The sequence below is a fragment of the Novosphingobium sp. JCM 18896 genome (assembly GCF_025938095.1).
In the GTDB taxonomy this organism is placed as follows: domain Bacteria; phylum Pseudomonadota; class Alphaproteobacteria; order Sphingomonadales; family Sphingomonadaceae; genus Novosphingobium.
In genome coordinates, this window is the sequence record NZ_JAPCZF010000001.1 from 58546 (window position 1) to 81227 (window position 22682).

The window sequence follows — 22682 nt, forward strand, 5'->3', positions numbered from 1 at the left end:
TATCGGTCAACTCTTCTGCCGCACCGGCGCCCAGGCGAAATCGCCGTCCTGATAGGCCTTGGCGGCGCCCGAAGACAACAGCGCCTCGATTTCGGCGGGGGCATAGCCGAGCTCGGCGAGCAGCGGACGCGTGTGTTCGCCGATTTCGGGCGGGGGCAGGTTGGGCGTGATCTCGCCCTGGCCGGCGAATTCGGGCACCTCGAACTGGAGTCCGCGGAAGGACAGTTCGCGCAGCTTGCCCGGCTGGCGCGCCTGCGGCGCCTCGAGCACGCGTTCGAGCGGCACGACCTCGTTGAAGCCCAGGCCCGCGGCGCGCAGGCGGCGTTCGGCCTCGGCCAGCGAATAGCGGCTGACGGCCTCGCGCACGGCGGCCTCGACCGTCTCGCGCGCGGCCTTGCGGTCGCGTAGCTTGGTATAGGCGGGGTCGCCATCCTCGGGCATGTCGAGCGCCTTGGTCAGCTTGGCCCAGTGCGCATCGGTGAGGATCAACAAGTAGATCCAGCGCGAATCTGCGGTCAGGTATGAACCGTAGCCGGGCATCGAGAACTCGCCGCCGCCTTCCTTTTCGAGCCGGCCGAGCAGCTGGGTCTTGAGTTGCATGCCCGCGAGGTCGCGTGCCGCCAGGTGCAGCCCGGTCTCGTAGAGGCCGATCTCGATGCGGCGGTCGGCCGCGCTCGGATTGGGATTGAGCATCGCCGCGAGCACGCGGATCACCGCATAGGTGCCGGCGAACTGGTCGTGATACGACGGCCCGAAGCGCGTCGGGCGGCCATCGACCCTGTGGTCGTCCATCGCCCCGGTCGCGGCCTCGGCGATCGGGTTGGTCATCAGGTCGTCCGCCTGCGGCCCGTGGGTATAGCCCTTGACGTGGACGTGGATCAGCTCCGGGTTGACCGCCGCGCAGTCGTCGGCGGTGACCCCGAGCTTGCGCGCGGCCGAGGGGGCGAGGTTGTGGATCACGACCTGGGCCGTCGCGGCGAGGCGGCGGAACACCGCCTTGCCGTCCTCGGTCGTCAGGTCGAGGCAGATCGCCTGCTTCGAATGGCTATAGGCGACGATCGTTCCGCTCGGCCCCCCGCGCACCAGCGACCGGGTGGTGTCCCCCGCCGGCGGCTCGATCTTGATGACCTCGGCCCCGAGCTGCGACAAAATATGCGTGGCAAACGGCGCGGCAATCATCGTGCCCAATTCAAGCACGCGCTTCCCGGCCAGCGGTCTGGATTGATCGGTCATGCGGCTCTGCTGACAGATAATGCATTATCCATCAAGAGGCGATGCGTCAGTCGTCGCGCGGTTGCCAGGGATAGAACGGCGGCATGGCCGAAGTACGGCCGCCGAACGCCGCATCGCGCTTTTCGAGGAAGGCTGCGACGCCCTCCTTGCCGTCGGCGATACTGGTGTAGAACATCGCCAGCGATTCCACGTCGTGCGCGGCGCGCGGATGCGGCTGGGCGGCGTTGGCGAGGACCATCTGGCGGATCAGCGCCATGGATACCGCCGAACGGCCGGCGACCAGCTGGCGCGCCAGTTCGAGCGCGGCGGGAAGGAGGTCTTCGGCAGGCAGGACGGTGCGCACCAGGCCGGCTTCGCGGGCGGTCTCGGCGTCGACGAAATCGGCGCGATAGAGCCATTCGAGCGTGCGCTCGTGGCCGACGATGCGCGGCAGGAACCAGGTGCAGCAGGCGTCGGGAGTGATGCCGAGGCGGCCGAAGGCAAAGGCGAAGCGGGCGCGCTCGGACACCAGGCGGAAGTCCATCGGCAGGGTCATCGTCGCGCCGACGCCGACCGCGGCGCCGTTGATCGCGCCGACGATCGGCTTGAGGCAATCGTACATCGCCAGGGCCACGCGCCCGCCGGTGTCGCGCACGCCGCGCTCGATCTCGGGCCGGACCGGGCGTTCCTGCAGGTCGGCGAGCGTCGGCGTCAGGCTCTCGTCGAGCCCGAAGACGTTGCCGCCGACCGAGAGGTCCATGCCGGCGCAGAAGGCGCGTCCGGCGCCGGTCACCACCACCGCGCGGACGGCATCGTCGGTGCTCGCGCGGCGATAGGCGTCGACCAGTTCATCGGCCATCCGGACGGTGAAGGCGTTGAGGTTGTCGGGGCGGTTCAAGGTCAGCAGCAGCACGCCGTCGGCGTCGACGTCGTAGGTCAGCGTTTCGTAGTTCATCGCATGGGGTCCGTTCGAGGTTTGTCGGGTCTCTGGAGTGCGGGCGCCTTGCCGCCTATAGGCTGGCGCGAGACAGGATTGTGGAGGGGCGGGTGAGCATCAGGGACGAGAACGCGACGATCGATCGTCAGGCGCTGGCGCAGGAGGTCATCGTCTCCGCCGGCAACGTCCTGCGTGCCGCGGGCTTCGGCCGCGAGGAGATCGGTTTCTTCTTCCGCCAGGCCGCGGACATGCTCGATGGCGCCGCTCCGCCCGCGCCGAAGTCGCCTGCGGCATCGGTAGGCGGCCTCGCCCAGGTGGCCGCGCAGTTCGCCGGCAGCAGCGCCGTGCGCGAGTTGCACCGGCTCGGAGTCGAAGGTCAGGCCCTGCTGCCGCTGACGGGCGAGAGTCCGCAGCTCAAGCAGGGTTTCGACACGGCGATGCAGATCGTGCCGTTGCTGGCCGAAGCGCAGAGCGCCTTGCGCGGGCTGGCGGAAGAGGTGGGGCTGCCGCTTTGCGCCACGCGTGCCGAAGCGGAGCAGGCGCAGGCCGATGTCGTGTGCCTCGAAACGTTCGAGACCGCTTACGACGAGGCGCTCGCGCTCCTTCGCGCGGTGATCGAGGCGCTGATCGAGCGTCGCGACGGCGAGGCCTTCGCCTTCCTGCTCGGTCATTTCGCCGAGAACGGCGTGATCATCTGCGGGCCGCTGGAAGCGGTGGTCGCGCAAGGCGCCCGGACCTTCGTCGGCTAGCGCCGCGCAAAAGAAACGGCCCCCACGAGGGGAGCCGCCAAGGTTTACGCGATCGCTCGCGGGGTGGTGTTTGCGGGGCTCGCGGCCGGGGATCATTCGGCCTTCTTGCGGCCGCTCATCGACAGGCGCCAATCGGGCGGGAACAGCGAGTCGTTGTCCTTGACCGCGTTGTTGAGGCCCTTGTCGAAGGTCTCGTCGCCGAGGGTGAGCTGGTCCTCGTTCTTGACCTGGCCGAGCATCGATTCGAGCCAGGCGGCCAGGATCGAGCCCTTGTATTCGCCCTGGTCCTGCTTGAAGACCTCGAAGAAGGTCTTCTGCATGACCACGGTGTCGGTCGGGCGGCAATTGGCGCAGGCCATCGCGTACTTCATCGTCTCGGCCTCGAGCTGGTCGCGCGGGACCACCGAGTTGACGAAGTGCAGTTCCTTCATCTCGTTCGCGGTGAAGGGGCGGCCGGTGAAGACCATTTCCTGGAACTTGCGCAGGCCCATCATCGTCGCCCACTGCCACATGCGCGGCGCCCAGCCGACGTAGCGGAACGAGGGGTGGCCGAACAATGCGTCGTCCGACGAGACGATCAGGTCGACGTCGGCGGCCTGATAGAAGTGCCAGCCGTAGCAATAGCCCTTCACCTCGAGGATCGAGATCTTCTTGAAGTCCTGCAGCGCGCGGTTGCCGAAGTTCGAATTGGCATAGAGCTGCACGAGCGAGGCGAGATAGCGATAGGTGTCGCCAGCCGGATACTTGACGCCCTCATCCTCGCCGATGCGGAACTCGCGGAGCAGCGAGGCGCGCGAATCCGCCGAGAGCATGTCGGCCTGTTCGGGCAGGTCGCCGCCGCCGCCGAAGTGCTTGCCGTTGCCGCGGATGACCAGGACCTTGACGTCGTCGTCGACATTGGCGCGGTGAACGAGGTCCGAATAGCGCAGCCGCATGTCGACGCTCATCGCGTTGAGATCGTTGGGGCGGTTGAAGGTGATCGTGGCGATCTTGGTCTTGGGATCCTTCTCGTAGAGGACTGCTTCCTCGGCCGGCGGGATCTTGGACGCCGCGCGCGCGGCGCCTGCTGTCGTTGCAGAAACCATTGTCCTCTCCTTCGTCTGAACCTTCGATCGACTCGAAATCGTGTTTCGATACGGCGCGAGCCTAGCATCGTCTGTGGAATTTCGTGGGGCAATCTGGAGGGACGATCAACGCGGCGCGCGCCCGAGTCAGTCGCAGGTCAGCGCGATTGCGAACACAATCAATTACCCGCCGACTATCATCGGATAGGCAGCGGGGCTAATCGAAAGACCAGAGGTGTCGACGGAATGGATTGGATCGAAGGCGATATGTTCGGCATGGCGATGCCGACCCATCCCGAGGCGCTGCGCGCCGCGGGGGCCGCGTTCCTGACCGAGGCATTTCACAAGATCGGTTCGCTGCCGGCCGACAACGCCGTCGCCGAGATCACCCGCTTCGAGGACTGCCCGCGCGGCAGCACCGGCCGCAAGGTGCTGCTCTCGGTCGCCTATGCCAAGCCCGATCCGGCACTGCACACCGATCTCTTCGTCAAGTTTTCGCGCGCCTTCGACGATCCGCTGCGCGACAACCAGCGCTACGAAATGGAAGACGAGGCGCGCTTCGCCGCGCTGTCGGTCGGCCACTTTCCGATCGACGTCCCCGCCTGTTACTTCAGCGACTTCCACCACGAGAGCGGCACGGGGATGATGATCACCCAGTGTATCCCCTACGGCGAGGGACGCAACGAGCCGCACTACGAGAAGTGCCTCGACTGGCAGATGCCCGCTCCGCTCGATCACTATCGCGTGATCATCGAGACCAACGGGCGCCTCGGCGCGGCGCATCGCGCGGGAAAGCTGTCACCCAAGATCGACGAATATTTCGGCTTCGACCGCGAGGCCGCGATCGCCTCCGACCGCATCCGCTACGACGAGCAGAAGCTCAAGAACCGCATTTCCCGCTATGCCGAGTTCTGCCGCAACTATCCGCAGCTCCTGCCCGCCAACATCCGCGCCGAGAGCTTCCACGAAGCGCTGATGCGCGACGTGCCGCGCTTCCTCGCGCACGAGCAGGCGATCAAGACCTGGCTCTATTCGCGTCCCAAGAGCATCGTCTTCGCGCACTGGAATGCCAATGTCGACAACGCCTGGTTCTGGCAGGGCGACGACGGCCAGCGGCATTGCGGCTTTATCGACTGGGGGCGCGTCGGCCAGATGAGCGTGGCCCAGGCGCTCTGGGGTACGCTCTCGGGTGCCGAGCCCGAGCTGTGGGACGCGCATCTCGACGATCTGTTGGCGCTCTACGTGGCGCAGTTCGATCCCGCCCAAGGGCTCGATCCGGCCGAGATCCGCCTCGAGATGGACATGCTGATCGGCCTGCTCGGCATCTGCTGGCTGCTCGACGCGGTGCCGCTGATCCTGCGTGAGATTCCTGATCTCGACGAGGCCGATGGGCGTCGCGACCGGCGTTTCGTCGAGAGCGAGCGCGCGCGCACCCAACTCCACATGCTCACGGTGTTCATGAACCTGTGGGAGACGCACGACCTCGGCCGCAGCCTCGATACCGTGCTCGCGCGGGTGGAGGCGGCCTGAGCTTTCAGCCGCTGGTACGCAGGTGCCCTTCGTAGTCGCGCTTGCCGATCGGCACGCCGCGCGATCGCAGAATGTCGTAGGCCGTGACCGCGTGAAAATGGAAGTTGGGCAGCGAGAACGACAGGATGAAGGTCTCGGCGGTGAAGGCCAGCCGGCGCGGGCCGATCTGCATGTCGAGCTCTTTGCCTGCGCAGGTATCGATCTCTTCGCGGACGAAGGCTTCGAGTGCGGTTTCGCCCTTGGCGATCATGCTGCGGAGCTCGGCGAAGGGAACCGGTCCGACCAGGCCCGGCGGGGTGAAGGCGCCGGTCATCAGCGCCTCGACGCCCCAGACCGCGTGATGCCAAGCCGCCTCGATCTGGAAGTGGAACGGCGCCATGTCGGGCCACAGGCGCGCTTCGACGAAGTCGTCGGGATCGGTGCCGTTTTCGGCGCAATGCTCGGTCGCGCGATCGAGGAAGCCGCCGATCGCGCGCATCGTCTGCAGGAAGGTCGGTACGCTGAGGTCGTAGAGCGACGTCGCCATCGGTCGGTTCCTTCCTAGCCGCAGGCCTCCATCGCCTCGCCGGCAAGGCGCGCGAGCAGCGGGAACTTCTCCGCACGCTCGTGAGCATGGGCCGAAGCCGCAGTGCCCCGGATTGCACGGCCCTTGATGCCATGGAAGATCGCCGCGAGCCGGAAGAAGTTGAAGGCGATGTAGAAATCCCAGTTGGGGATCGAGGCCCGGCCGGTGCTGCGGCAGTACATCGCGATATATTCGGCCTCGCTCGGAATGTTCAGCGCGGCGAGGTCGGCGCCCTTGAGCCCGGCGACGATGTCGGGCGGCATGCGATACATCATCGCGTGGTTGGCGAAGTCGGCGAGCGGGTGGCCGAGGGTCGACAGCTCCCAATCGAGCACCGCGATCACGCACGGCTCGGTCGGGTGGAAGATCATGTTGTCGCAGCGGAAGTCGCCGTGGACGATCGAGGACTCGTCGCCCGCGGGGATGTTGTTCGGCAGCCATTCGACCAGGCGGTCCATGTCGGGATCGCGTCCGGCCTCCTCGTCGGCCAGGTACTGCTTCGACCAGCGGCCGATCTGGCGCTCGAAGTAGTTGCCGGCCTTGCCGTAGTCGCCGAGGCCGACCGCCTCGACATCGACGCCGTGGAGCTGGGCGAGCGCACCGTTCATCGCCGCGAAGTAGGCCGGGCGTTCTTCGTTCGAGACGCCGGGGAAGGTCGCGTCCCAGAAGATTCGGCCCTCGACCATGTCCATGACGAAGAACCAGGTGCCGATCACGGAATCGTCGGTGCAGACGCCGAACACGCGCGGTACCGGGAAGCCGAGCGGCGCGAGCGCGCCCATCACCCGCGCCTCGCGCTCGACCGCGTGGGCGCCCTTGAGGATGTCGCCCGGGGGCTTGCGGCGCAGGACGTAACGGCGCCCGGGGGTGACGAGCTGGTAGGTCGGGTTCGACTGGCCGCCCTTGAACTGCCGGACCTCGAGCGGTCCGGCATAGCCCTCGACATTGGCCTCCATCCAGCGCGCCAGCGACGCCGTGTCGAACGCGTAGCCCTCGCGGACCTCGGTCGTGCCCGAATTGGCCGTTTCGTCGTGCGTGCTCATGCTTCCTGCGCCTCGCGCCATTCGCGGCGGATCTTCTTGGCGAGCGACCATTTGTGGACCTCGGTCGGGCCATCGTAGATGCGGAAGGCGCGGATCTCGCGGAACACCTGCTCGACGATCGTACGCTCGGTCACGCCGATGCCGCCCATCACCTGAACGCAGCGATCGGCGATCCGCATCAGCGCCTCCGAAACCGCGACCTTGGCCATCGAGCTTTCTATCGTGCCGAGATCGCCGGTGTCGAGCACCTGCGCGCACCAGTAGATCATCAGCTCGGCTTGCTTCAGGTCGATCCGGTTCTCGGCGAGCATGAAGCCGACGCCCTCGTGCTCGATCAGCTGCTTGCCGAAGCCCTGGCGGCGGCAGGCATAGTCGGTGGCGATCTCGTGCGAGCGGATGCAGGCGCCGAGCCAGCGCATGCAGTGCGAGAGGCGCGCAGGGCTCAGGCGAACCTGCGCATATTTGAAGCCTTCGCCGGCCTCGCCGAGCATCTGGTTCTGGGGCACGCGCAGGCCATCGATCGTCAGGGTGGCGTGGCCGCCGGGCATCGAGCTGTCGATCGTGTTCGGCACCTCGTCGATGCGGATCGCCGGATCGGGCAGGTCGACGAGGAACATGCAGGCGCCTTCCTCCGCCTTGGCCATGACGATGCCCACTTTCGCGCCGGCGAAACCGGTGATGAAGGTCTTGCGGCCGTCGATGATCCAGTCGCCCGAGCCGTCCTCGGCGCGGCGGCAGGTGGTCTTCATCATCGAGGGGTCGGAGCCCGCGCCCTGCCAGTCGGCCGGTTCGGTCATCAGGAAGGCCGAGCGCGCCTGGCCTTCGAGCAGCGGCTTGAGGAAGCGGTCCTTGATCTCATCGCTTCCGACGTGGCCGAGAAGGTACATGTTGCCCTCGTCGGGGGCATTGGTGTTGCAGCCGTAAGGCCCGAGCGGCGAGAGGCCCGAACGGATCAGCAGGTAGGCCGTCTCGAGCTGGCTGCGGTGCGAACCGTCGGCCTTCACATGCGGCGTCAGCAGGCCCTCGGCGCGGCCGAGCGCCTTGAGTTCGGCGACCAGTTCGTCGGTCGGTGCGCCGTGGTGATCGCGGCGCGGATCGCGCTCGTAGGGCACGATCTTCTCGCGCACGAAAGCTTCGATACGCGCGCCGAGCGCACGGACTTCTTCGGAAATGTTCATCGTCGCGGCATCCATGAGCCGTCGTCTCCCAGGTTAGAGCGTGCTTGTCAGATGGCCCCCGTCGACCACGAGCGTGGAGCCGGTCATGTAGGCTCCCGCGTCGGAGGCGAGGAGGAGAAGCGGTCCGTCGAGATCGGCGAGGCTGCCGAAGCGGCGTTGCGGCACGCGCTTCATCATGGCCTGGCCGAGATCGCCCGACAGGAAGGCATCGTTGAGGTCGGTCTCGAAATAGCCGGGGGCCAGCGCGTTGACGCGAATCTTGAACCGCGCGAATTCGAGCGCGAGCACCTTGGTCAGCTGGATCACGCCGGCCTTGGACGCGGCATAGGAAGCGACGCCGCCGGCCTGGCGCAGGCCGAGGATCGAGGCGACGTTGACGATCGATCCGCCGCGGCCGTGCGCCTTCATCCCGCGCGCCGCCGCCTGTGCGACGAGGAACACGCCCTTCAGGTTCGTATCGACGACCTGGTCCCAGTCGGCCTCGCTCATGTCGATCGCCGGGCCATCGGCGACCACGCCGGCATTGTTCACCAGAATGTCGGTCTCGGCGAAGGCCGGCGCGGCGGCTTCGATCGAGGCCGCGTCGGTGACGTCGAGCGCAAGGGTGTCGCAGGATCCGCCGATCTCGGCCGCGACTTGGGCCAGTTTTTCCACGCGCCGCGCTGCCAGGGTGACATGGGCGCCGGCCTCGGCGAGGACCTTGGCGAAATGCAGGCCGAGGCCGGAAGAGGCGCCGGTGACCAGCGCGCGCTTGCCCGCGACCGAGAAGCGATCGGCCGCGCTCATGCTGCGTCGCCCGTCTTGACGATGACCTTGCCAGTGACCTGGCGATCCATCATCGCGCGGATCGCCGCGCCGCCCTGGGCCAGCGGATAGCGCGCCGAGATCAGCGGCTTGATCCGGCCTTCGGTGAGCATGGCATAGAGTTCGGCCATGTTCTGCTGGTGCAGGTCGGGCGTACGCGCGACGAAATCGCCCCAGAACACGCCGACGATCGAGGCGCCCTTGATCAGCGGCAGGTTGAGCGGGAGCTTCGGGATCTCACCACCGGCAAAGCCGATGACGAGGTAGCGGCCGCCCCAGCCGATCGTGCGGAAGGCCGGATCGGCCAGCTTGTCGCCGACCGGATCGTAGATCACGTCGACGCCCTTGGGTGCGAGTTCCTTGACCGCGGTCTTGAGGTCGCTGGTGGTGTAGTTGATCGTCTCGTCGGCGCCGTGCGCCTTGGCGATCGCGAGCTTTTCCTCGGTCGAGGCGGCGGCGATGACGCGCGCGCCCATGGCCTTGCCGATCTCGACAGCGGCGAGCCCGACGCCGCCGCTGGCGCCGAGCACGAGCAGGGTTTCGCCGGGCTGCAGGTTCGCGCGCTGCTTGAGCGCGTGGTGCGAGGTGCCGTGCGCCAGGGTGATCGCGGCGGCAACGTCGAGATCGACGCCCGCGGGGATCGGCGTGGTCGAGGCGGCCTTGGCCACGACATATTCGGCGAAGGCGCCCCAATTGGTCAGCGCCGAAACCGTGTCGCCCACCGCGAAGCCGCTGACGCCTTCGCCCAGCGCCGCGATCGTGCCCGAAAGCTCGCCGCCGGGGGCGAAGGGCAAGGCGGGCTTGAACTGGTACTTGTCGAAGATGATCAGCGAGTCCGGGAAGTTGAGCCCGGCAGCGTGGATCCTGATCAGGACTTCGCCGGGGCCGGGCTGCGGCACCGGGGCGTCGTTGCGCAGCTTGAGCGCTTCGGGCGGGCCATGCTCCTCGCAGAGCAGGGCGGTCATCGTCGTGGGAAGGGTCTGGGTCATGGTGCTCACATTGCGGAAAGGCCGCCGTCGAGCTTGAGCTCGGAGGCGGTCATCATCGAACTGTCGTCGGAAGCGAGATAGATCACGGCTTTCACCACGTCCTCGACCTCGCCGATGCGGCCGATCGGCACCTGGCGGGCCAGCTTGCCGAGGATCTCGTCACGGTCGCGGTCGCCGACGAAACCGTCGAGCAGCGCGGTGTGCACGAAGGTCGGGTGGATCGAATTGCAGCGGATCGGCCAGCCCTTGCGCGCGCAGTGCAGCGCCACCGACTTGGTCAGCATCCACAGCGCGGCCTTCGAAGCGTTGTAGGCGGCCATGTTGTGCGAAGCGATCATCGCCGAGATCGACGACATGTTGACGATCGATCCCGGTCCGCTCTCGCGCATCAGCGGCAGCGCGTATTTGCAGCCGAGGAACGGCCCGTCGGCGTTGATCGCCATCGAGCGCCGCCAGGTCTCGAGATCGAGATCCTCGACCGAACCGACCGCGACGATACCGGCGTTGTTGACCAGCACGTTGAGCCCGCCGAAGCGCTCGCCGCAGACGGAGATGGCGGCTTTCCAGTCGTCCTCGCGGGTGACGTCGAGCGCTTGTGCGGCCGCGCGGCCTTCGCCCCACGCGGCCACGATACGATCCGCCACGGCTTGTGCGCCGGCGGCATCACGATCGGTTGCGAGCACCGTCGCGCCCTCGCGCGCCAGGCCCTCGGCAATGGCCGCGCCGATCCCCTGCGCTGCGCCGGTCACCAGCGCCACGCGCCTTTCGAGGCGCGGCGCGGTCATCGCCTTTTCCTGATTTTGAACGTCGTGCGAATCATTCCGAATCCTCTCCGGTCGGCCTTACGATCCGATGCGCTATCATGGAACAATTTCGTGGGGCTAGATAACCTGCGCGAATTGTCAGTATGCTCGCGTGCCTGGGCAAGGCCCTTTACCGCGAGCCATGCTTGACTGGCCATCTGGCCGACAATCACGTAGGGCAATATTGGGCACGTAGGGCGATATCGAAGCCGATTGGAGTTCGCAGGACGATATGGAGGAGTTGTCGGGAGAGGGCGCGAGCCACTCCGTCTATCGCGGTATCCTCGAAGCGCTCGAGGCCGGATCGGTCATTCCGGGGCAGCGCCTGATCGAATCCGAACTGTCCGACCAGTTCGGCGTGGGCCGCAATGCCGTGCGCGAGGCGATGCAACGGCTGGCCGCGCGCGGTGTCGTCAATCTCCATCGCAACCGCTCCGCCTCGATCCGCCAGATCGATACCGCGGAGGCGAACGAAATCTTCGACGTCTCGGGGGCAATGACCGAGCTCCTGTTCGGTCTTGCGGCCGCGCACTATGACGCCGCCACGCATCAGGCCGAATTGCAGGCGGCGCTCGACGACTTGAAGGCGGCCTATGCCGACGGCAAGGAGTTCATCTTCAGTCGCGCGCGGCGAGGGCTTTATCGGGTCGTGCTCAAGATCGCCGACAATCGCGAGTTGAGCCGTATATTCCCAGCGGTCGGAACGCACATCATCAACGCGAAGTATCAGTCGCGCAAATTGCAGAGCATCCGCATCCGCGATTATCAGAAGATGGTCGGGGCTGTCGTCGACGGCAACGTCAAGCGAGCCGGAGCCTTGGCGCGCAAGCACAACGAGGCGGTGCGCGAGGCGGTCAGCGAACATGCGGCCTACCACCAGCGGCCTTTGTTGGCAGGCCGGAAGGCTTCTGCCGACTTCTGACATTCACGCCCTAAAACAAGAGCTTGGCCCGGCGCTTTTGCGTTCGGGCGCGGTTTTCCGCGCTTTGTTGGTGAAAAACCGCGCGCGATGCCGTCAGCCGGGCATCCGGCGCGATGGTCCGATGATTTACGCTTAGGACTTTGCAAAAAATGGGTTTAGCCTGCCGCTCCCAATATACAGGAGGGGACCTTATGAAGCGTTCGATCATGTGTCTTGCTGCTCTCGCGGCGTTCTCGCTGGCTGGTTGCGGCAAGAAGGAAGAAGCTGCCGCCGAAGCTACCGAGGCCAGCAGCGAAGCCGCTGCGGCGGCTGGCGAAGCCAGCGCTGCCGCCGGCGAAGCAAGTGCGGCGGCGAGCGACGCGGCAATGGCACCCGAGGGTGCGGCCAAGGAAGCCGCTGGCGATCACGCGGCTGCCGCAGGCGACAAGGCCGAAGCGGCCGGCGAGAAGGCCGAAGCCGCTGGCGAGAAGGCCAAGGACGCGGCTCACTGAGCTGCGCAGGAACCCGGGCGGGGCAACCTGCCCGGGTTCTCCCGATCGAGGGCGCGGCCCCGACCGATCATCTAGTCCGATCAATCCAGGCGGTCAGCTCCGCCAGTCGATCACCCCATAGTCTGAATTCGGCCAGCCGAGCACTTCGCGCGTGGCCTGACCGTCACGATAGTGGATCAGGTTGATCCCGCCGGTCTTGAGATCGTGCGATGGCGATGCGGCCCCGCCGGGCTGGTTCTCCCAATCCTCGAAGACATAGGCGGGCTCGATCGCGATCCGCCAGATCGGCCGCGTGCGGCTGGCCTCGCGCAGCATCGCGTCGAGCCGGGCGCGGGCTTCGGCCGGCCAATAGAACAGACAGGCCGAATGGAACACGCAGACCGGGTCGGGTGTATCGGCCAGAGCCGCAGGCAGGTGGACCAGGGCATCGCCTTCCATCATACGGATATCCGTCTGCGCGACGACGTCCAGGGCCTTGGCCAGGCGTCTTTGCTCGTCGCGCAGTTCGGGGAAGCACAAAGCCAGCAGCCAGCGGCGTTCGTCTTCGGAGCGCGCGTCGATCGTATGAAGATCGATGCCGATGCGGGTGCCGATGCGCGGGATGAACAGCTCGGGGCCGCCGCGCAACTCGCCTTCGAGCAGCAGCGGCGCATCGGGCGCGCCGATCACGCCCTGGTCGTTGAGCCGATAGGCGAACTTGTCGAAGGCGAGCAGCACGCCGCCGCTGCAGCCGATCTCGATCAGGTTGAGCGGCTCGCCGGCCTCGCGCGCGACCACGCACATTGGGGCGAGCAGCGCGCGGCAGCGCTCGGCATAGGTGGTCTGGACCGTACGCGTTTCGAGCAGGTCGCGGATTTCGTCGCGGTGCGCGCGGCAGAAGCGGACGAGTTCGAGATAGGCCTCGCCAGCGGGCAGTGGGTCGTCGTCGATCGTCGCGAAATAGCGCGCCAGCGGGTCCGAGGGATCGCGCAGCAGCAGATAGTGCACGGCGGAGAACAGGTGCGTTGCCGCCGCCGCGCCCATGCCGTCGCCGGCGAGCGCGAGCATTTCGGGATCGTTCACGACCTTGCGGCAAAAAGCCTCGTAGAGCGGGGCGCGCATCGTGCGGAAGATCTGTTCGCTGGCGCGGAAGCCCGCCGCCGTGTCGCTCAGGCGGGCATCTTCGGTGAGGGCCGAGGTCATGACGTTGCTCCGGTATCGATGATCTGGCGCTTGCCCGGCAGGTGGAACGAGCGGTCGTCGCGCGCGCGGAAATTGAGGAAATGGACGCCTTCGGGCCCGGCGATGAAGCCGTAGAACACGCCGCCGGCGATATAGAGGCTCGCGCCAGGGCCGATCGTCCGCGCGCCGACCTTCATCTCGCCCGACAGCACGTAGATGATCTCGTCCTCGTCGTGGCTGTGGAGCGCGACCTCCTCGTGCGGATGCATGCGCAGTTCGACGAGCTGCGGTGTGGCCTCGCTGCCGGGCTCGCGGATCTTGTAGGCGCTCGCCGGCCCGCCGTCGGGCAGCAGCGCGCGGGCTTCGGCCCGCTCGGCGCGGACCGGCGAGATCTGCCAGGGCTTCTGCTCGGGCGTGGTTATGCGGACTTTGGCCATCGGGCGCTCTCCTCTTCGCTGGCGGCGCGCGCGAAATCGCGGATCAGTGCGGTGACCGCCTCGGGCCGTTCCATCATGCTGAAGTGACCGGTCTCGGGCAGGACCGCGACCCGTAGCTGCGGCAGCGCCGCGCGCAGGCCGTCGAGATAGGGGCTGGTCTCGTCAGCCTGCGTGAAGGTTCGGCGCGGCGTGAACTTGTCGTGGTAGGTGCTCTGGATCGCCAGCACGGGCAGGTCGACCGGCAGGCCGGCGAGCACGATGTCGGCGCGGTCGCGGTCCCAGTCCTCGAGTGCGCGGACGGCGGCCCACATCACGGGTTCGGGCGGGGCGGACATCGTCGCGATCACCTGCGTGCGGACAGCATCGTCGGCGTAGGGGCCGATCGTCCGATCGAGGATCGCGGCGAGGCTCTGGTCCTCATGCCGCGGGGGCGGGGCGCCGGCCGACGGCGTGGAGGCGGCGCGGCCGCCCACGGTCCGACTGCCGTCGAGCAGGACCAGCGCGGCGGCGTTGTCGGGCTTCTGCCAGACCGCCTCGGCAGCGATCCGCGAGCCCAGGCTGTGGCCGACGATCACCACGGGTGAGAGATCGAGCGCCTCGATCAGCGTGTTGACGTCCGCCGCCCAGCGCGCGACCGACAGTTCGCCCTCGGCGCCGCCCGAGTGGCCATGACCGCGCAGATCGAAGGTCAGCACCGCGAATTCGCGGGCCAGATCCGCGGCTTGGGCGGCCCAGTCGCTACGCGCACAACAGCCGCCGTGGATCAGCACCAAGGCCGGTTTGCCCTGCCCTGACAGCGTATAGTCGAGGCGCGTGCCGTCGAGGGTCAAGCCGGGCATGGCATGTCCAGGCATTGACTCGCGCCGGGCCGGCGGGCGATCTTTCGTAAGGCAGGAGCGGCGATCAAGTCCGCCCGATGCGGGAGAAGCCCCGGGTGCAAGTCCAGTTCGATCCGCGGATCGTGCCCGATCCCTATGCCCCCCTGGCGGCCGGGCCGGTGGACGCGCGTGGCTCGTTCGAACGCCAGCGCGCGCGCCGCGCTGCGATCCTCGCGACGACGCGCCGCGTGCTCGCGCAAGGCCCCGAAAGTTTCACCCTGCGCCGCGTCGCCGACGAGAGCGGTGTCACCGTCCAGACCCTGCGCAACGCCTTCGGCCGGCGTGAGGAGCTGATGGTCACCGCGATCAACGAGCATACCAGTGCGGTCTGGTCGGCGCTCGGCGGCTTCTCGCAAGGGGCGACCTTGTTTCTCGACCTGGCCGAGATGTATTTTCACTGTGCCGCGGCGACGCCGCAGTTCCTGCGCGCCATGGTCACTTCGGCCGTGGGCAGCGCGCAGCCGCTCGCCGTGCTCCAGCGGCACGGTTCGGCGATCAAGCTCGTTCACCTGCGCCGCTTGGTGCGCGAGGGCAGTGTGCGGCCCGGCGCCGACATCGAGGCGCTGGGCGCGCAGATCACGCGGCTCAACACCTTCATGATGTACGAATGGGCCGCGGGCGGTGCGGCGCAGGAACTGCGCGAGCAGATGGTCGCGGGGAATCGCCTGCTGCTGATGGGCGCGGTGAGCGCGGCGGCGGCCGAACAGCTCGAGGCCTGGCAGATGAGTGAGGCGGCCTGATCCGCTCATGTCGCGTCGTCCGCAGAGCGAAAGCGCGTCTCGAATTCGGTGAACTGGTCGAGCCCGAGCAGTTTCATGATCCCGCCGGGGGCGGTGATTTCGGGCGGGACCGCGGCGCGATAGGCGGCTTCGCTGCCGCTGCGGCGCAGTTCGGTGAAGGCGCGATGGAGTGCGTTGACCGCCGCCTCGATCGGCCCACCGGTGAGGCCGAGCACGCGATAGCCGATCTGCGCCATGTCGGCAGCGGTGTAGCCATCGGGGATCAGTACGCCCTTGACCGGCCCGTCGATCGCCTTGGCGAGACGGGCATAGACTTCCATCTGGTCGTCGGGCGAAAGCGCGGTGATCGGGCGGCCGTCGACTACGAAGCAGATCGGCATGGCCAGGTCGGCGCCGGCGGCGAGGTAGCGGTTGCAGCGTTCGACCAGCGCGTCGAAGCCGAGCACGTCGGCATCGGAGCGGGCGATGACCACGAAATCGGGATCGCGCCGCGCGGCGAGGGCGGCGCCCAGGCGCGCGAGCTGTTCGTCGAGGCTCACGACCGAGCGACCGTCGAGCGCGGGGCAGCGCTTGGGTCCCTGCTGGTCCTCGATCTGGATTCCGGCGATCCCGGCCTGCTCCATCTCGCGCACCAGCCGCGCGACGTTGTGGACGCCGCCGAAGCCGGTCTCGCCGTCGCAGGTGATCGGCAGGTCGACCGCGCCGGTGATGCGACGGGCCTGCTCGACCAGTTCGCTCAAGGTCAGCAGGCCGATGTCGGGCCGGCCGAGCAGCGCCGCCTCGACCCCGAAGCCGCTGATCGCCAGCGCCTCGAAGCCGGCATGCTCGGCCACGCGCGCCGAGAGCGCGTCGTAGCAGCCTGGGGTGACCAGGCAGGCCTGTTGCGCCATCAGCGCGCGGAAGCGGGCGCCGGGGCTCATGCGCAAAGCTCCGAGAGGTCGGCCAGCGTTTCGAGACCGCGCAGCCGCTCGAGCAGACCGGCGGCTTCGGCCAGCCCGCCGTGGCGCGCGCAGTCGAGGAACTTCGCGTCGAGATCGGCGTCCGACAGCGGCAGACGTGCGTGGCCGCGCGGGTAGCGGATCGGACCGGAGTCGAGCCGGCCGCCGTCGCGCGTTTCGATCACCACCCGGTCGAACCGCGCGAGGCCGGGCTGCTCGGGGCATTCGTCGTCGACCAGCTCGGTTTCGGTCAGTGTGTAGAGCGCGGCGATCTCGGGCCGGCGGACGTAGTCGTCCGAGAGTTGGGCGAAGCCGACGGCCCGATCGGTCAGCGCCGCGGCGACGTTGTGATGCAGGCTGAAGCGCGCCTCGATGCCGGTCGCGGGCCGGTCGAAGCGCAAGGTTGCCGCCGGCGCGCGGCCGAGGCTGGCCGTGACGCGGACGACATCGGCCGGCCGCAACTGCGCCTGGCTGGCGAGATCGATTACTCCATCGATCGCCCGATGCGAGGCATAGCAGACCGGGTAGCGCTTGACCGAAAGACCTTCGTGCAGCAGCCGCAGGTCGTCGGCCCTGGCGGCGAGGCGCAGCGGGCCATCGGTATCGACCGCGCCGTCCGGCGAGATCGCGCGCAGGAAGCCGTGCGGACTTTCGAGCGCCGTCGGCGAACCCGTCAGCCCGGTGCGGGCGAGTTGCGCGGCCTCGATCGCGCTGGCGGCGGCGCGGCCGGCCTGGAGTGGCTTGGTCGGTGAGCCGAAGTTGGCGATGAGCCCGCCCGCAAAGCTCGCGGCCATGGCGATCGCATTGGTCGCGGTCTCTGCGTCGAGCCGGTTGAGCGCGGCCACGGCAACGGTCGCGGCGACCGTGCCGAGCATTGCCGTGGGATGCCAGGCGCCGAGATGATAGGAACCGCTCTCGCGCCAGCCGAGCTCTGCCCAGGCCTCGTAGCCCACGACATAGGCGCGCAGCGCGTCACCGCCCGAGCGACCGAGCTTTTGCGCTTCGGCGAGGATCGCGGGGACGAGCACGACACTGGGATGGCCGTGGACCGCGACGTCGTCATAGTCGAGCACATGGCCGACCATGCCGTTGAGTAGCGCCGCGTCTCGCGCCGAAAACTGGCGGCCGCCGAGCAATGCGGTCGCATCGCGGCCTGTTGCCAAGCTGTCAACCAACAGGGCCACGGACGGCTCGCGCCAGCCGGCGAGTGTGACGCCGACCGTGTCGATAAAGGCGCGTGTCGCGGCGGCGAGTGCCGGATGGCCGGGCGGCACGGCGGGGGGCTGCGCGGCAAGCCGCGCCAATCCCGCTGTCAAACCCGTCTCGGCCACCGTCGTCTCCCGATCGATCCTCTCCTGGGTCATCGCGGCTGCCCGGCGGCATGGCCAGAGCGGCACCGGGGTTTTATTTGCTACTTTCGCGAGAAAGCAAAGCGATCGCCCGCCGCCGGCGACGCGATCCGCCTAGAGGGAGCCTGAACAGGAGGACTTGCGATGCCGATCACGATCACGCCGGTGCAGGGGGATTTCGTCGCGCGCGTCACCGGCGTCGACCTGCGCCAGCCGCTGTCCGCCGAAGACCGCGACGCGATCGTGCGTGCCTGCGATGCCTATGGCGTCCTCGTCTTTCCGGGGCAGTTGCTCGAAAAGGAGGAGCTGGTCGCCTTCGGTCATGCCTTCGGCGAGGTCGATACCACCTTGCAGAAAAAGCTGCTCAACCACGTCCAGAACCGCCTCGGCATGGACACGATCACCGACATCTCGAACGTCGATGCCGAGGGCCAGGTCGCGGGGCCCGAGCACTGGCAGACCATCACCACCGTCGGCAATCGCTTCTGGCACAGCGACGGTTCGTACAAGCATCAGCCGATCCGCTATTCGATCCTGAACGCGGTGACCGCGGTCGCGCGCGGCGGCGAGACGCAATATGCCGATCTGCGCGCCGCCTACGACGATCTCGATCCCGTCACGCGCGACTGGATCGCCGACAAGGTCGGCCAGTTCTGGTCGCACAACACGCGCGACATGCTGAAGATCCCCGACACCGAGGCCGAGCGCGGTGCTTTCCCCAAGGCGCGCTGGCCGCTGGTCCGCACGCATCCGGGCTCGGGCCGCAAGGTCCTGTGGTGCGACAGCAAGACCTATGCGATCGAGGGACTGCCGCTGCCCGAAGGCCGCGCCTTGGTACACGAGCTGATCGAGCACATCGGCCAGCGCGAGCATGTCTACAGCCACCACTGGACGCCGGGCGATCTGGTCATGGCCGACAACCGTTGCACCGTGCACCGCGGCCGCCGCTTCGATCACGCCGAGCGCCGCGAGATGCGCCGGGTCGAGACGACCGACGATTCGCTGTCCTTGGGCGAAGCCGCCTAGGTCACCACCGGCTCGAGCATGCGGATCGTCCCAGCATCGGCGTCGATCTCGGCGCGGATGCCCACCGGCAGGCTCACCTGATTGGCGACATGGCCGAACGGCGCGCCCTGGAAGGCGGGCACGCCGAGCGGCTTGAGGTGATTGTCGAGGATCTCCGACAGGCTGAAGCCGATCCCCGGGGAATCGTCGGTGCCGCAATTGGTGCACTGGCCGAAGACGACGCCCGCGACCTTGCCGAGAATGCCGCTGAGCGCGAGCTGGGTCATCATCCGGTCGATCCGGTACTCGGCCTCGTCGACCTCCTCGAGAAACAGGATCGCGCCGGTCATGTCGGGCATGTAGGGGGTGCCGACCATGGCCGCGAGCACGGCGAGGTTGCCGCCGATCAGACGGCCCGAGGCCTTGCCGCCGCAGAAGGTGCGGACGCGGCTGCGCCGCTGGACCAGGCGATCCTCGCCGCCGGCGGGCATGCGCCAGGTCGGCATCTCGCCATCGAAGGCCAGGCGCTTGAACGAGTCCCACGACGATGCGCCCCAACTGCTCGACAAGGTCGGGCCGTGGATCGACGGGCAGCCGGTCTTCGCCGCGAGCGCCAGGTGCAGCGCGGTCACGTCGCTGAAGCCGACGAGGAGCTTGGGATTGGCCTGGATCGTCGCGAAATCGAGATAGGGCAGGGTGCGCGCAGAGCCCCAGCCGCCGCGCACGGCGAAGATCGCGCGCACGCCCTGATCGGCGAACATGGCGTTGACGTCGGCGGCACGCTCCTTGTCGGTGCCGGCGAGATAGCCATAGCGTTTCATCACGTGCGGCGCAGGCTTGGGAACGAGCCCCATGGCACGCACGGTGTCGAGGATCACGTCTAGATCGAAGCGGTCCACGGTGAAGCCGGCCGGCTCGATGAGCCCGACGGTGTCGCCTGGGCTCAGCCGCGACGGCTTGCGCATCAGGGGCGCGGGCGGCGCGGCCGGAATGCCGGTGGAGGAGCTTACGGCTGCGGCGCCCAGGGCGGCCAGGGCGGTGCGTCGATCGAGCATGACGATCGCCTAGCAGCAAAGCCGCTGCGCCGCGACGGTAATCGCTCGAGGGTTTTCCGGGTCCTTTCGCGCGCGGCAATTGACGTGAGCCACTGTGTATCGCATCAGCGCGCGATAACACCGATGGGTGGTACCCGCGCGTCGTGTCGGACGGCGCGGACAGACAGGGGGATTTCGAAGTGCCTTCAGCTTTCGTGCGCAATGTCCTGGCGCTCGCCTGCGCGGCCCTGGCCGTCGGCGGTTGCCACCGCGCGGCCCAGCCGATCGAGGAAGCCATGGTTGCCAACGGCGACGAATGGCCGAGCTGGGGCCGCACCGGCCACGAGACCCACTATTCGCCGCTCGACGAGATCGATGCCGACAACGTCGCCGATCTCAAGCTCGCCTGGCACTTCGATCTCGAGCCCGGCTATACCCCGACGACGCCGCTGATGGCCGAAGGCAAGGTCTTCATCACCACCGGCCACTCGCTGATCCGCGCGCTCGACGCGGTCAGCGGCAAGGAGCTGTGGCAGTACGACGCCGGCACCCGCGCTCGCGCGACGTCTCCGCTCGACATGTCCTGGGGCAACAAGGGCATCGCCTATTCGGAAGGCCGCGTGTTCCTCGGCACGAGCGATGGCTATGTCGTCGCACTCGATGCCAAGACCGGCAAGGAAGCCTGGAAGGTGCAGGACTTCCCGACGGACGACCTGCGCACGATGAACGGCGCGCCGCGTGTGTTCGGTGGCAAGGTCATCATCGGTCACGGCGGCGCCGACATCAGCGCGATCGACGGCTACGTCTCGGCCTATGACGCGAAGACCGGCAAGCTCGCCTGGCGTTTCTATACCGTGCCGACCGATCACATGGATGCGGCAAACCGCAAGGCACAGGAGGTCATGCGCCCGACCTGGCCCAGTGGCTGGAAGAACCCCGACGGCACGCGTCGCGGCGGTGGCGGTACGATGTGGAACGCGTTCAGCTACGACCCCGAGCTGAACCTGATCTTCCTCGGCGTCGGCAACGGCTATCCGTATAATCAGAACCTGCGCAGCCCCGGTGGCGGCGACAACCTGTTCCTGTCCTCGGTCGTCGCGGTCAATGCAACCACGGGCGAATATGTCTGGCACTATCAGGTCTGCCCGGCCGAGCAGTGGGACTGCACCGCCACGACCGACATGACCCTGGCCGAGCTCGAGATCGACGGCAAGCCGCGCAAGGTGCTGATGCAGGCGCCGAAGAACGGCTTCTTCTACGTGCTCGATCGCAAGACCGGCCAGTTCATCTCGGCCGAGAAGATCGCCAAGGTCACCTGGGCCGATCACATCGACCAGAAGACCGGCCGCCCGGTCGAGAACCCCGGCATTCGCTATCAGGGCAAGCCGGGCCTGTTCGAGATGTGGCCGGGGCCGACGGGCGCCCACTCGTGGCAGCCGCAGGCCTACAGCCCGCAGACCGGCCTGGTCTACATCCCGGTGATCGAGCAGGGCGCTGTGATCGGCGATATGGCGCCTGGCGAGAAGGGACTCTCGGCGGGCATGGGCGTGACGCTGTTGCCCGAAGCGGGGCTCAAGGAAGGCGCCCATGCCTGGCTGCGCGCCTGGAACCCGGTGACGCAGAAGCTCGCCTGGCAGAAGGAACTGCCGGGCTCGTGGCCGGCGGGCGTGATGACCAGCGCCGGCGGGCTGGTGTTCCAGGGCCGCATGGACGGCAAGTTCGTTGCCTATGACGCTAAGACGGGCGCCGAGGTCTGGTCGTACGACGTCCAGGCGCCGATCGTCGGTGCGCCGATCACCTATCGCATGAACGGCAAGCAGTACGTCACCGTCATCACCGGTGCGGGCGGGCAGGGCGCCGGTATGCAGAGCCTCGGCAACCAGGAGCTGAACACCGACTATCGCCTGCCGCGCCGCGTGCTCACGTTCGCGCTGGGAGGCACCGATGCGCTGCCCAAGCTGGACTGGCCGGAGCCGACGCCGCCTGCGGATCCGGACTTCAAGCCCGATACGGCGCGGGCGCAGGCGGGTGCGATCCTGTTCGGCACGCGCGCTTGCCTGGTCTGCCACGGGTGGAACGCGGTCGCTTCGGGTGCGGCACCCGACCTGCGCCTCTCGCCGGTGATCCTGGACGCGGCCGCCTTCCGCACGATCGTCAAGGACGGCGGACTCAAACTCAACGGCATGCCGCAGTTCCCCGGCTTCTCCGATCAGGAGCTCGAAACGCTGCGCTTCTTCCTGCGGACGCGCGCCAGCACGTTCAAGGCCGAGCGCGAGGCGATGATCGCCAAGCGCGCGGCGGCGGGCGGCTCGAACGCCAAGGCGGCCGACTATGCGGGCAAGTGGAACATCGTGGTCCAGTCGCCCGTGGGTGAGACCCCCGCGGTGATCGAGCTCACCGCCAATGGCGATGCGCTGCGCGGCAAGGTCTCGGCCGAGCAGGGCACCGTCGAGGTCAGCGGCAAGGTCGAGAATGGCCGCGCGACCTTCTCGGGCAAGGCCAGCATGCCGATGCCGATCACGGTCGGCTACGACCTCACCTTGAAGAACGGAAAGCTGATCGGGGAGAGCTCCAACGGGCCTTTCGGCACCTTCCCGGTGACGGGCACTAAAGCCCCTTGAACCGGCCTTTCCGGCGGTAGATTCATCGCTCGCGCGTGACCCGCGCGAGCGATTTTTCGTGCCTTAGACCAAGGTCGTAGCATCCGCTTGGTTTCGGGCTAGTATTTTCCCGAGGGTTTTGTCATCAAACGACAACCATGTGTCGCGGAATGCGAAGCAGGCGGGGCATGGTTAATGTAGGGGACCAGCAAGCCCGGGCCGAAGCTCGGACGGCTTCCAGCATGCGAGGTGC

The 22682-nt window shown here is 67.6% G+C and carries 22 protein-coding genes; 7 read left to right on the forward strand and 15 right to left on the reverse strand.

The window, feature by feature from the left end:
* Positions 1-6: 6 nt before the first annotated feature.
* Both OLX23_RS00270 and OLX23_RS00275 read right to left on the reverse strand, forming a co-directional pair.
* Positions 7-1233, reverse strand: coding sequence for a CaiB/BaiF CoA transferase family protein (locus OLX23_RS00270; RefSeq protein WP_264442114.1), 1227 nt, complete (start codon positions 1231-1233; stop codon positions 7-9).
* 46 nt (positions 1234-1279) lie between these two features.
* Complete coding sequence (locus OLX23_RS00275; RefSeq protein WP_264442115.1) at positions 1280-2167, reverse strand: crotonase/enoyl-CoA hydratase family protein; 888 nt, start codon at positions 2165-2167, stop codon at positions 1280-1282.
* 92 nt (positions 2168-2259) lie between these two features.
* Here OLX23_RS00275 and OLX23_RS00280 point away from each other — a divergent pair, with 92 nt between their 5' ends.
* Positions 2260-2898, forward strand: coding sequence for a hypothetical protein (locus tag OLX23_RS00280; RefSeq protein ID WP_264442116.1), 639 nt, complete (start codon positions 2260-2262; stop codon positions 2896-2898).
* A gap of 92 nt (positions 2899-2990) precedes the next feature.
* Here OLX23_RS00280 and OLX23_RS00285 read toward each other — a convergent pair whose 3' ends face one another.
* Entirely contained in the window at positions 2991-3983 is a 993-nt protein-coding gene (locus tag OLX23_RS00285) for an enoyl-CoA hydratase/isomerase family protein (protein WP_264442117.1), read from the reverse strand.
* 225 nt (positions 3984-4208) lie between these two features.
* Here OLX23_RS00285 and OLX23_RS00290 point away from each other — a divergent pair, with 225 nt between their 5' ends.
* Positions 4209-5492 (forward strand): hypothetical protein, encoded by a 1284-nt coding sequence (locus tag OLX23_RS00290; protein ID WP_264442118.1) that lies wholly within the window; start codon positions 4209-4211, stop codon positions 5490-5492.
* 4 nt (positions 5493-5496) lie between these two features.
* Here OLX23_RS00290 and OLX23_RS00295 read toward each other — a convergent pair whose 3' ends face one another.
* The 6 genes from OLX23_RS00295 to OLX23_RS00320 are packed head-to-tail and all read right to left on the reverse strand — an operon-like array spanning position 5497 to position 10856.
* Positions 5497-6018: a DUF1993 family protein gene (locus OLX23_RS00295; RefSeq protein WP_264442119.1), complete on the reverse strand. Its 522-nt coding sequence runs from the start codon at positions 6016-6018 to the stop codon at positions 5497-5499.
* A 14-nt stretch (positions 6019-6032) separates the two neighbouring features.
* Entirely contained in the window at positions 6033-7100 is a 1068-nt protein-coding gene (locus OLX23_RS00300; RefSeq protein ID WP_264442120.1) for a phosphotransferase, read from the reverse strand.
* Positions 7097-8278 (reverse strand): acyl-CoA dehydrogenase family protein, encoded by a 1182-nt coding sequence (locus tag OLX23_RS00305; RefSeq protein ID WP_264442121.1) that lies wholly within the window; start codon positions 8276-8278, stop codon positions 7097-7099. Before OLX23_RS00305 ends, OLX23_RS00300 begins: the two co-directional genes overlap by 4 nt.
* Before the next feature lie 33 nt (positions 8279-8311).
* The gene (locus tag OLX23_RS00310; protein WP_264442122.1) at positions 8312-9064 is read right to left on the reverse strand and encodes an SDR family NAD(P)-dependent oxidoreductase; all 753 of its coding nucleotides are present in this window, start codon (positions 9062-9064) and stop codon (positions 8312-8314) included.
* Complete coding sequence (locus OLX23_RS00315; RefSeq protein ID WP_413629775.1) at positions 9061-10047, reverse strand: NADPH:quinone oxidoreductase family protein; 987 nt, start codon at positions 10045-10047, stop codon at positions 9061-9063. Before OLX23_RS00315 ends, OLX23_RS00310 begins: the two co-directional genes overlap by 4 nt.
* 29 nt (positions 10048-10076) lie before the next feature.
* Positions 10077-10856 carry a glucose 1-dehydrogenase gene (locus OLX23_RS00320; protein WP_264442125.1) on the reverse strand — a complete coding sequence of 260 codons (780 nt, stop codon included), beginning with the start codon at positions 10854-10856 and terminating at the stop codon, positions 10077-10079.
* A gap of 250 nt (positions 10857-11106) precedes the next feature.
* On the opposite strand from OLX23_RS00320, the gene OLX23_RS00325 reads away from it, so the two are divergent.
* Together OLX23_RS00325 and OLX23_RS00330 are read left to right on the forward strand one after the other, a co-directional pair.
* Positions 11107-11796: a GntR family transcriptional regulator gene (locus OLX23_RS00325; protein WP_264442126.1), complete on the forward strand. Its 690-nt coding sequence runs from the start codon at positions 11107-11109 to the stop codon at positions 11794-11796.
* Positions 11797-11987: 191 nt separating this feature from the next.
* Entirely contained in the window at positions 11988-12287 is a 300-nt protein-coding gene (locus tag OLX23_RS00330; protein ID WP_264442127.1) for a hypothetical protein, read from the forward strand.
* A 93-nt stretch (positions 12288-12380) separates the two neighbouring features.
* Here the strand turns inward: OLX23_RS00330 and OLX23_RS00335 are convergent, their stop codons facing one another.
* From OLX23_RS00335 to OLX23_RS00345, 3 genes are read right to left on the reverse strand one after another with little or no spacing between them, the layout of a single operon-like run.
* The gene (locus OLX23_RS00335; RefSeq protein ID WP_264442128.1) at positions 12381-13469 is read right to left on the reverse strand and encodes a DUF2332 domain-containing protein; all 1089 of its coding nucleotides are present in this window, start codon (positions 13467-13469) and stop codon (positions 12381-12383) included.
* Positions 13466-13885 (reverse strand): cupin domain-containing protein, encoded by a 420-nt coding sequence (locus OLX23_RS00340; RefSeq protein WP_264442129.1) that lies wholly within the window; start codon positions 13883-13885, stop codon positions 13466-13468. Before OLX23_RS00340 ends, OLX23_RS00335 begins: the two co-directional genes overlap by 4 nt.
* On the reverse strand, positions 13867-14724 hold the full coding sequence (locus tag OLX23_RS00345) for an alpha/beta fold hydrolase (protein WP_264442130.1): 858 nt from the start codon (positions 14722-14724) through the stop codon (positions 13867-13869). Before OLX23_RS00345 ends, OLX23_RS00340 begins: the two co-directional genes overlap by 19 nt.
* A gap of 95 nt (positions 14725-14819) precedes the next feature.
* Here OLX23_RS00345 and OLX23_RS00350 point away from each other — a divergent pair, with 95 nt between their 5' ends.
* Entirely contained in the window at positions 14820-15503 is a 684-nt protein-coding gene (locus OLX23_RS00350) for a TetR/AcrR family transcriptional regulator (RefSeq protein WP_264442132.1), read from the forward strand.
* Between the two features lie 5 nt (positions 15504-15508).
* On the opposite strand, the gene OLX23_RS00355 is transcribed toward OLX23_RS00350, so the two are convergent.
* On the reverse strand, positions 15509-16423 hold the full coding sequence (locus tag OLX23_RS00355) for an isocitrate lyase/PEP mutase family protein (protein ID WP_264442133.1): 915 nt from the start codon (positions 16421-16423) through the stop codon (positions 15509-15511).
* Positions 16420-17805 carry an MmgE/PrpD family protein gene (locus OLX23_RS00360; protein ID WP_264442135.1) on the reverse strand — a complete coding sequence of 462 codons (1386 nt, stop codon included), beginning with the start codon at positions 17803-17805 and terminating at the stop codon, positions 16420-16422. The genes OLX23_RS00355 and OLX23_RS00360 overlap by 4 nt, the downstream gene beginning before the upstream one ends.
* A 129-nt stretch (positions 17806-17934) precedes the next feature.
* Here OLX23_RS00360 and OLX23_RS00365 point away from each other — a divergent pair, with 129 nt between their 5' ends.
* Complete coding sequence (locus tag OLX23_RS00365) at positions 17935-18816, forward strand: TauD/TfdA dioxygenase family protein (RefSeq protein ID WP_264442137.1); 882 nt, start codon at positions 17935-17937, stop codon at positions 18814-18816.
* Here OLX23_RS00365 and OLX23_RS00370 read toward each other — a convergent pair.
* Positions 18813-19850 carry a S66 peptidase family protein gene (locus OLX23_RS00370; protein WP_264442139.1) on the reverse strand — a complete coding sequence of 346 codons (1038 nt, stop codon included), beginning with the start codon at positions 19848-19850 and terminating at the stop codon, positions 18813-18815. The two genes, OLX23_RS00365 and OLX23_RS00370, sit on opposite strands and share 4 nt — an antisense overlap.
* 179 nt (positions 19851-20029) lie before the next feature.
* On the opposite strand from OLX23_RS00370, the gene OLX23_RS00375 reads away from it, so the two are divergent.
* On the forward strand, positions 20030-22450 hold the full coding sequence (locus OLX23_RS00375; protein ID WP_264442140.1) for a PQQ-dependent dehydrogenase, methanol/ethanol family: 2421 nt from the start codon (positions 20030-20032) through the stop codon (positions 22448-22450).
* Positions 22451-22682: the final 232 nt, after the last annotated feature.

Excerpts from the sequence above, each read along its gene's own strand:
- OLX23_RS00325 (WP_264442126.1), top strand. The coding sequence starts at position 11,107 with ATGGAGGAGTTGTCGGGAGAGGGCGCGAGCCACTCCGTCTATCGCGGT.
- OLX23_RS00335 (WP_264442128.1), bottom strand. The coding sequence starts at position 13,469 with ATGACCTCGGCCCTCACCGAAGATGCCCGCCTGAGCGACACGGCGGCG.
- OLX23_RS00370 (WP_264442139.1), bottom strand. The coding sequence starts at position 19,850 with ATGCTCGATCGACGCACCGCCCTGGCCGCCCTGGGCGCCGCAGCCGTA.
- OLX23_RS00270 (WP_264442114.1), bottom strand. The coding sequence starts at position 1,233 with ATGACCGATCAATCCAGACCGCTGGCCGGGAAGCGCGTGCTTGAATTG.
- OLX23_RS00300 (WP_264442120.1), bottom strand. The coding sequence starts at position 7,100 with ATGAGCACGCACGACGAAACGGCCAATTCGGGCACGACCGAGGTCCGC.
- OLX23_RS00315 (WP_413629775.1), bottom strand. The coding sequence starts at position 10,047 with ATGACCGCCCTGCTCTGCGAGGAGCATGGCCCGCCCGAAGCGCTCAAG.
- OLX23_RS00295 (WP_264442119.1), bottom strand. The coding sequence starts at position 6,018 with ATGGCGACGTCGCTCTACGACCTCAGCGTACCGACCTTCCTGCAGACG.
- OLX23_RS00355 (WP_264442133.1), bottom strand. The coding sequence starts at position 16,423 with ATGAGCCCCGGCGCCCGCTTCCGCGCGCTGATGGCGCAACAGGCCTGC.
- OLX23_RS00285 (WP_264442117.1), bottom strand. The coding sequence starts at position 3,983 with ATGGTTTCTGCAACGACAGCAGGCGCCGCGCGCGCGGCGTCCAAGATC.
- OLX23_RS00275 (WP_264442115.1), bottom strand. The coding sequence starts at position 2,167 with ATGAACTACGAAACGCTGACCTACGACGTCGACGCCGACGGCGTGCTG.
- OLX23_RS00365 (WP_264442137.1), top strand. The coding sequence starts at position 17,935 with ATGCCGATCACGATCACGCCGGTGCAGGGGGATTTCGTCGCGCGCGTC.
- OLX23_RS00345 (WP_264442130.1), bottom strand. The coding sequence starts at position 14,724 with ATGCCCGGCTTGACCCTCGACGGCACGCGCCTCGACTATACGCTGTCA.
- OLX23_RS00310 (WP_264442122.1), bottom strand. The coding sequence starts at position 9,064 with ATGAGCGCGGCCGATCGCTTCTCGGTCGCGGGCAAGCGCGCGCTGGTC.
- OLX23_RS00330 (WP_264442127.1), top strand. The coding sequence starts at position 11,988 with ATGAAGCGTTCGATCATGTGTCTTGCTGCTCTCGCGGCGTTCTCGCTG.
- OLX23_RS00305 (WP_264442121.1), bottom strand. The coding sequence starts at position 8,278 with ATGAACATTTCCGAAGAAGTCCGTGCGCTCGGCGCGCGTATCGAAGCT.
- OLX23_RS00290 (WP_264442118.1), top strand. The coding sequence starts at position 4,209 with ATGGATTGGATCGAAGGCGATATGTTCGGCATGGCGATGCCGACCCAT.
- OLX23_RS00340 (WP_264442129.1), bottom strand. The coding sequence starts at position 13,885 with ATGGCCAAAGTCCGCATAACCACGCCCGAGCAGAAGCCCTGGCAGATC.
- OLX23_RS00320 (WP_264442125.1), bottom strand. The coding sequence starts at position 10,856 with ATGACCGCGCCGCGCCTCGAAAGGCGCGTGGCGCTGGTGACCGGCGCA.
- OLX23_RS00360 (WP_264442135.1), bottom strand. The coding sequence starts at position 17,805 with ATGACCCAGGAGAGGATCGATCGGGAGACGACGGTGGCCGAGACGGGT.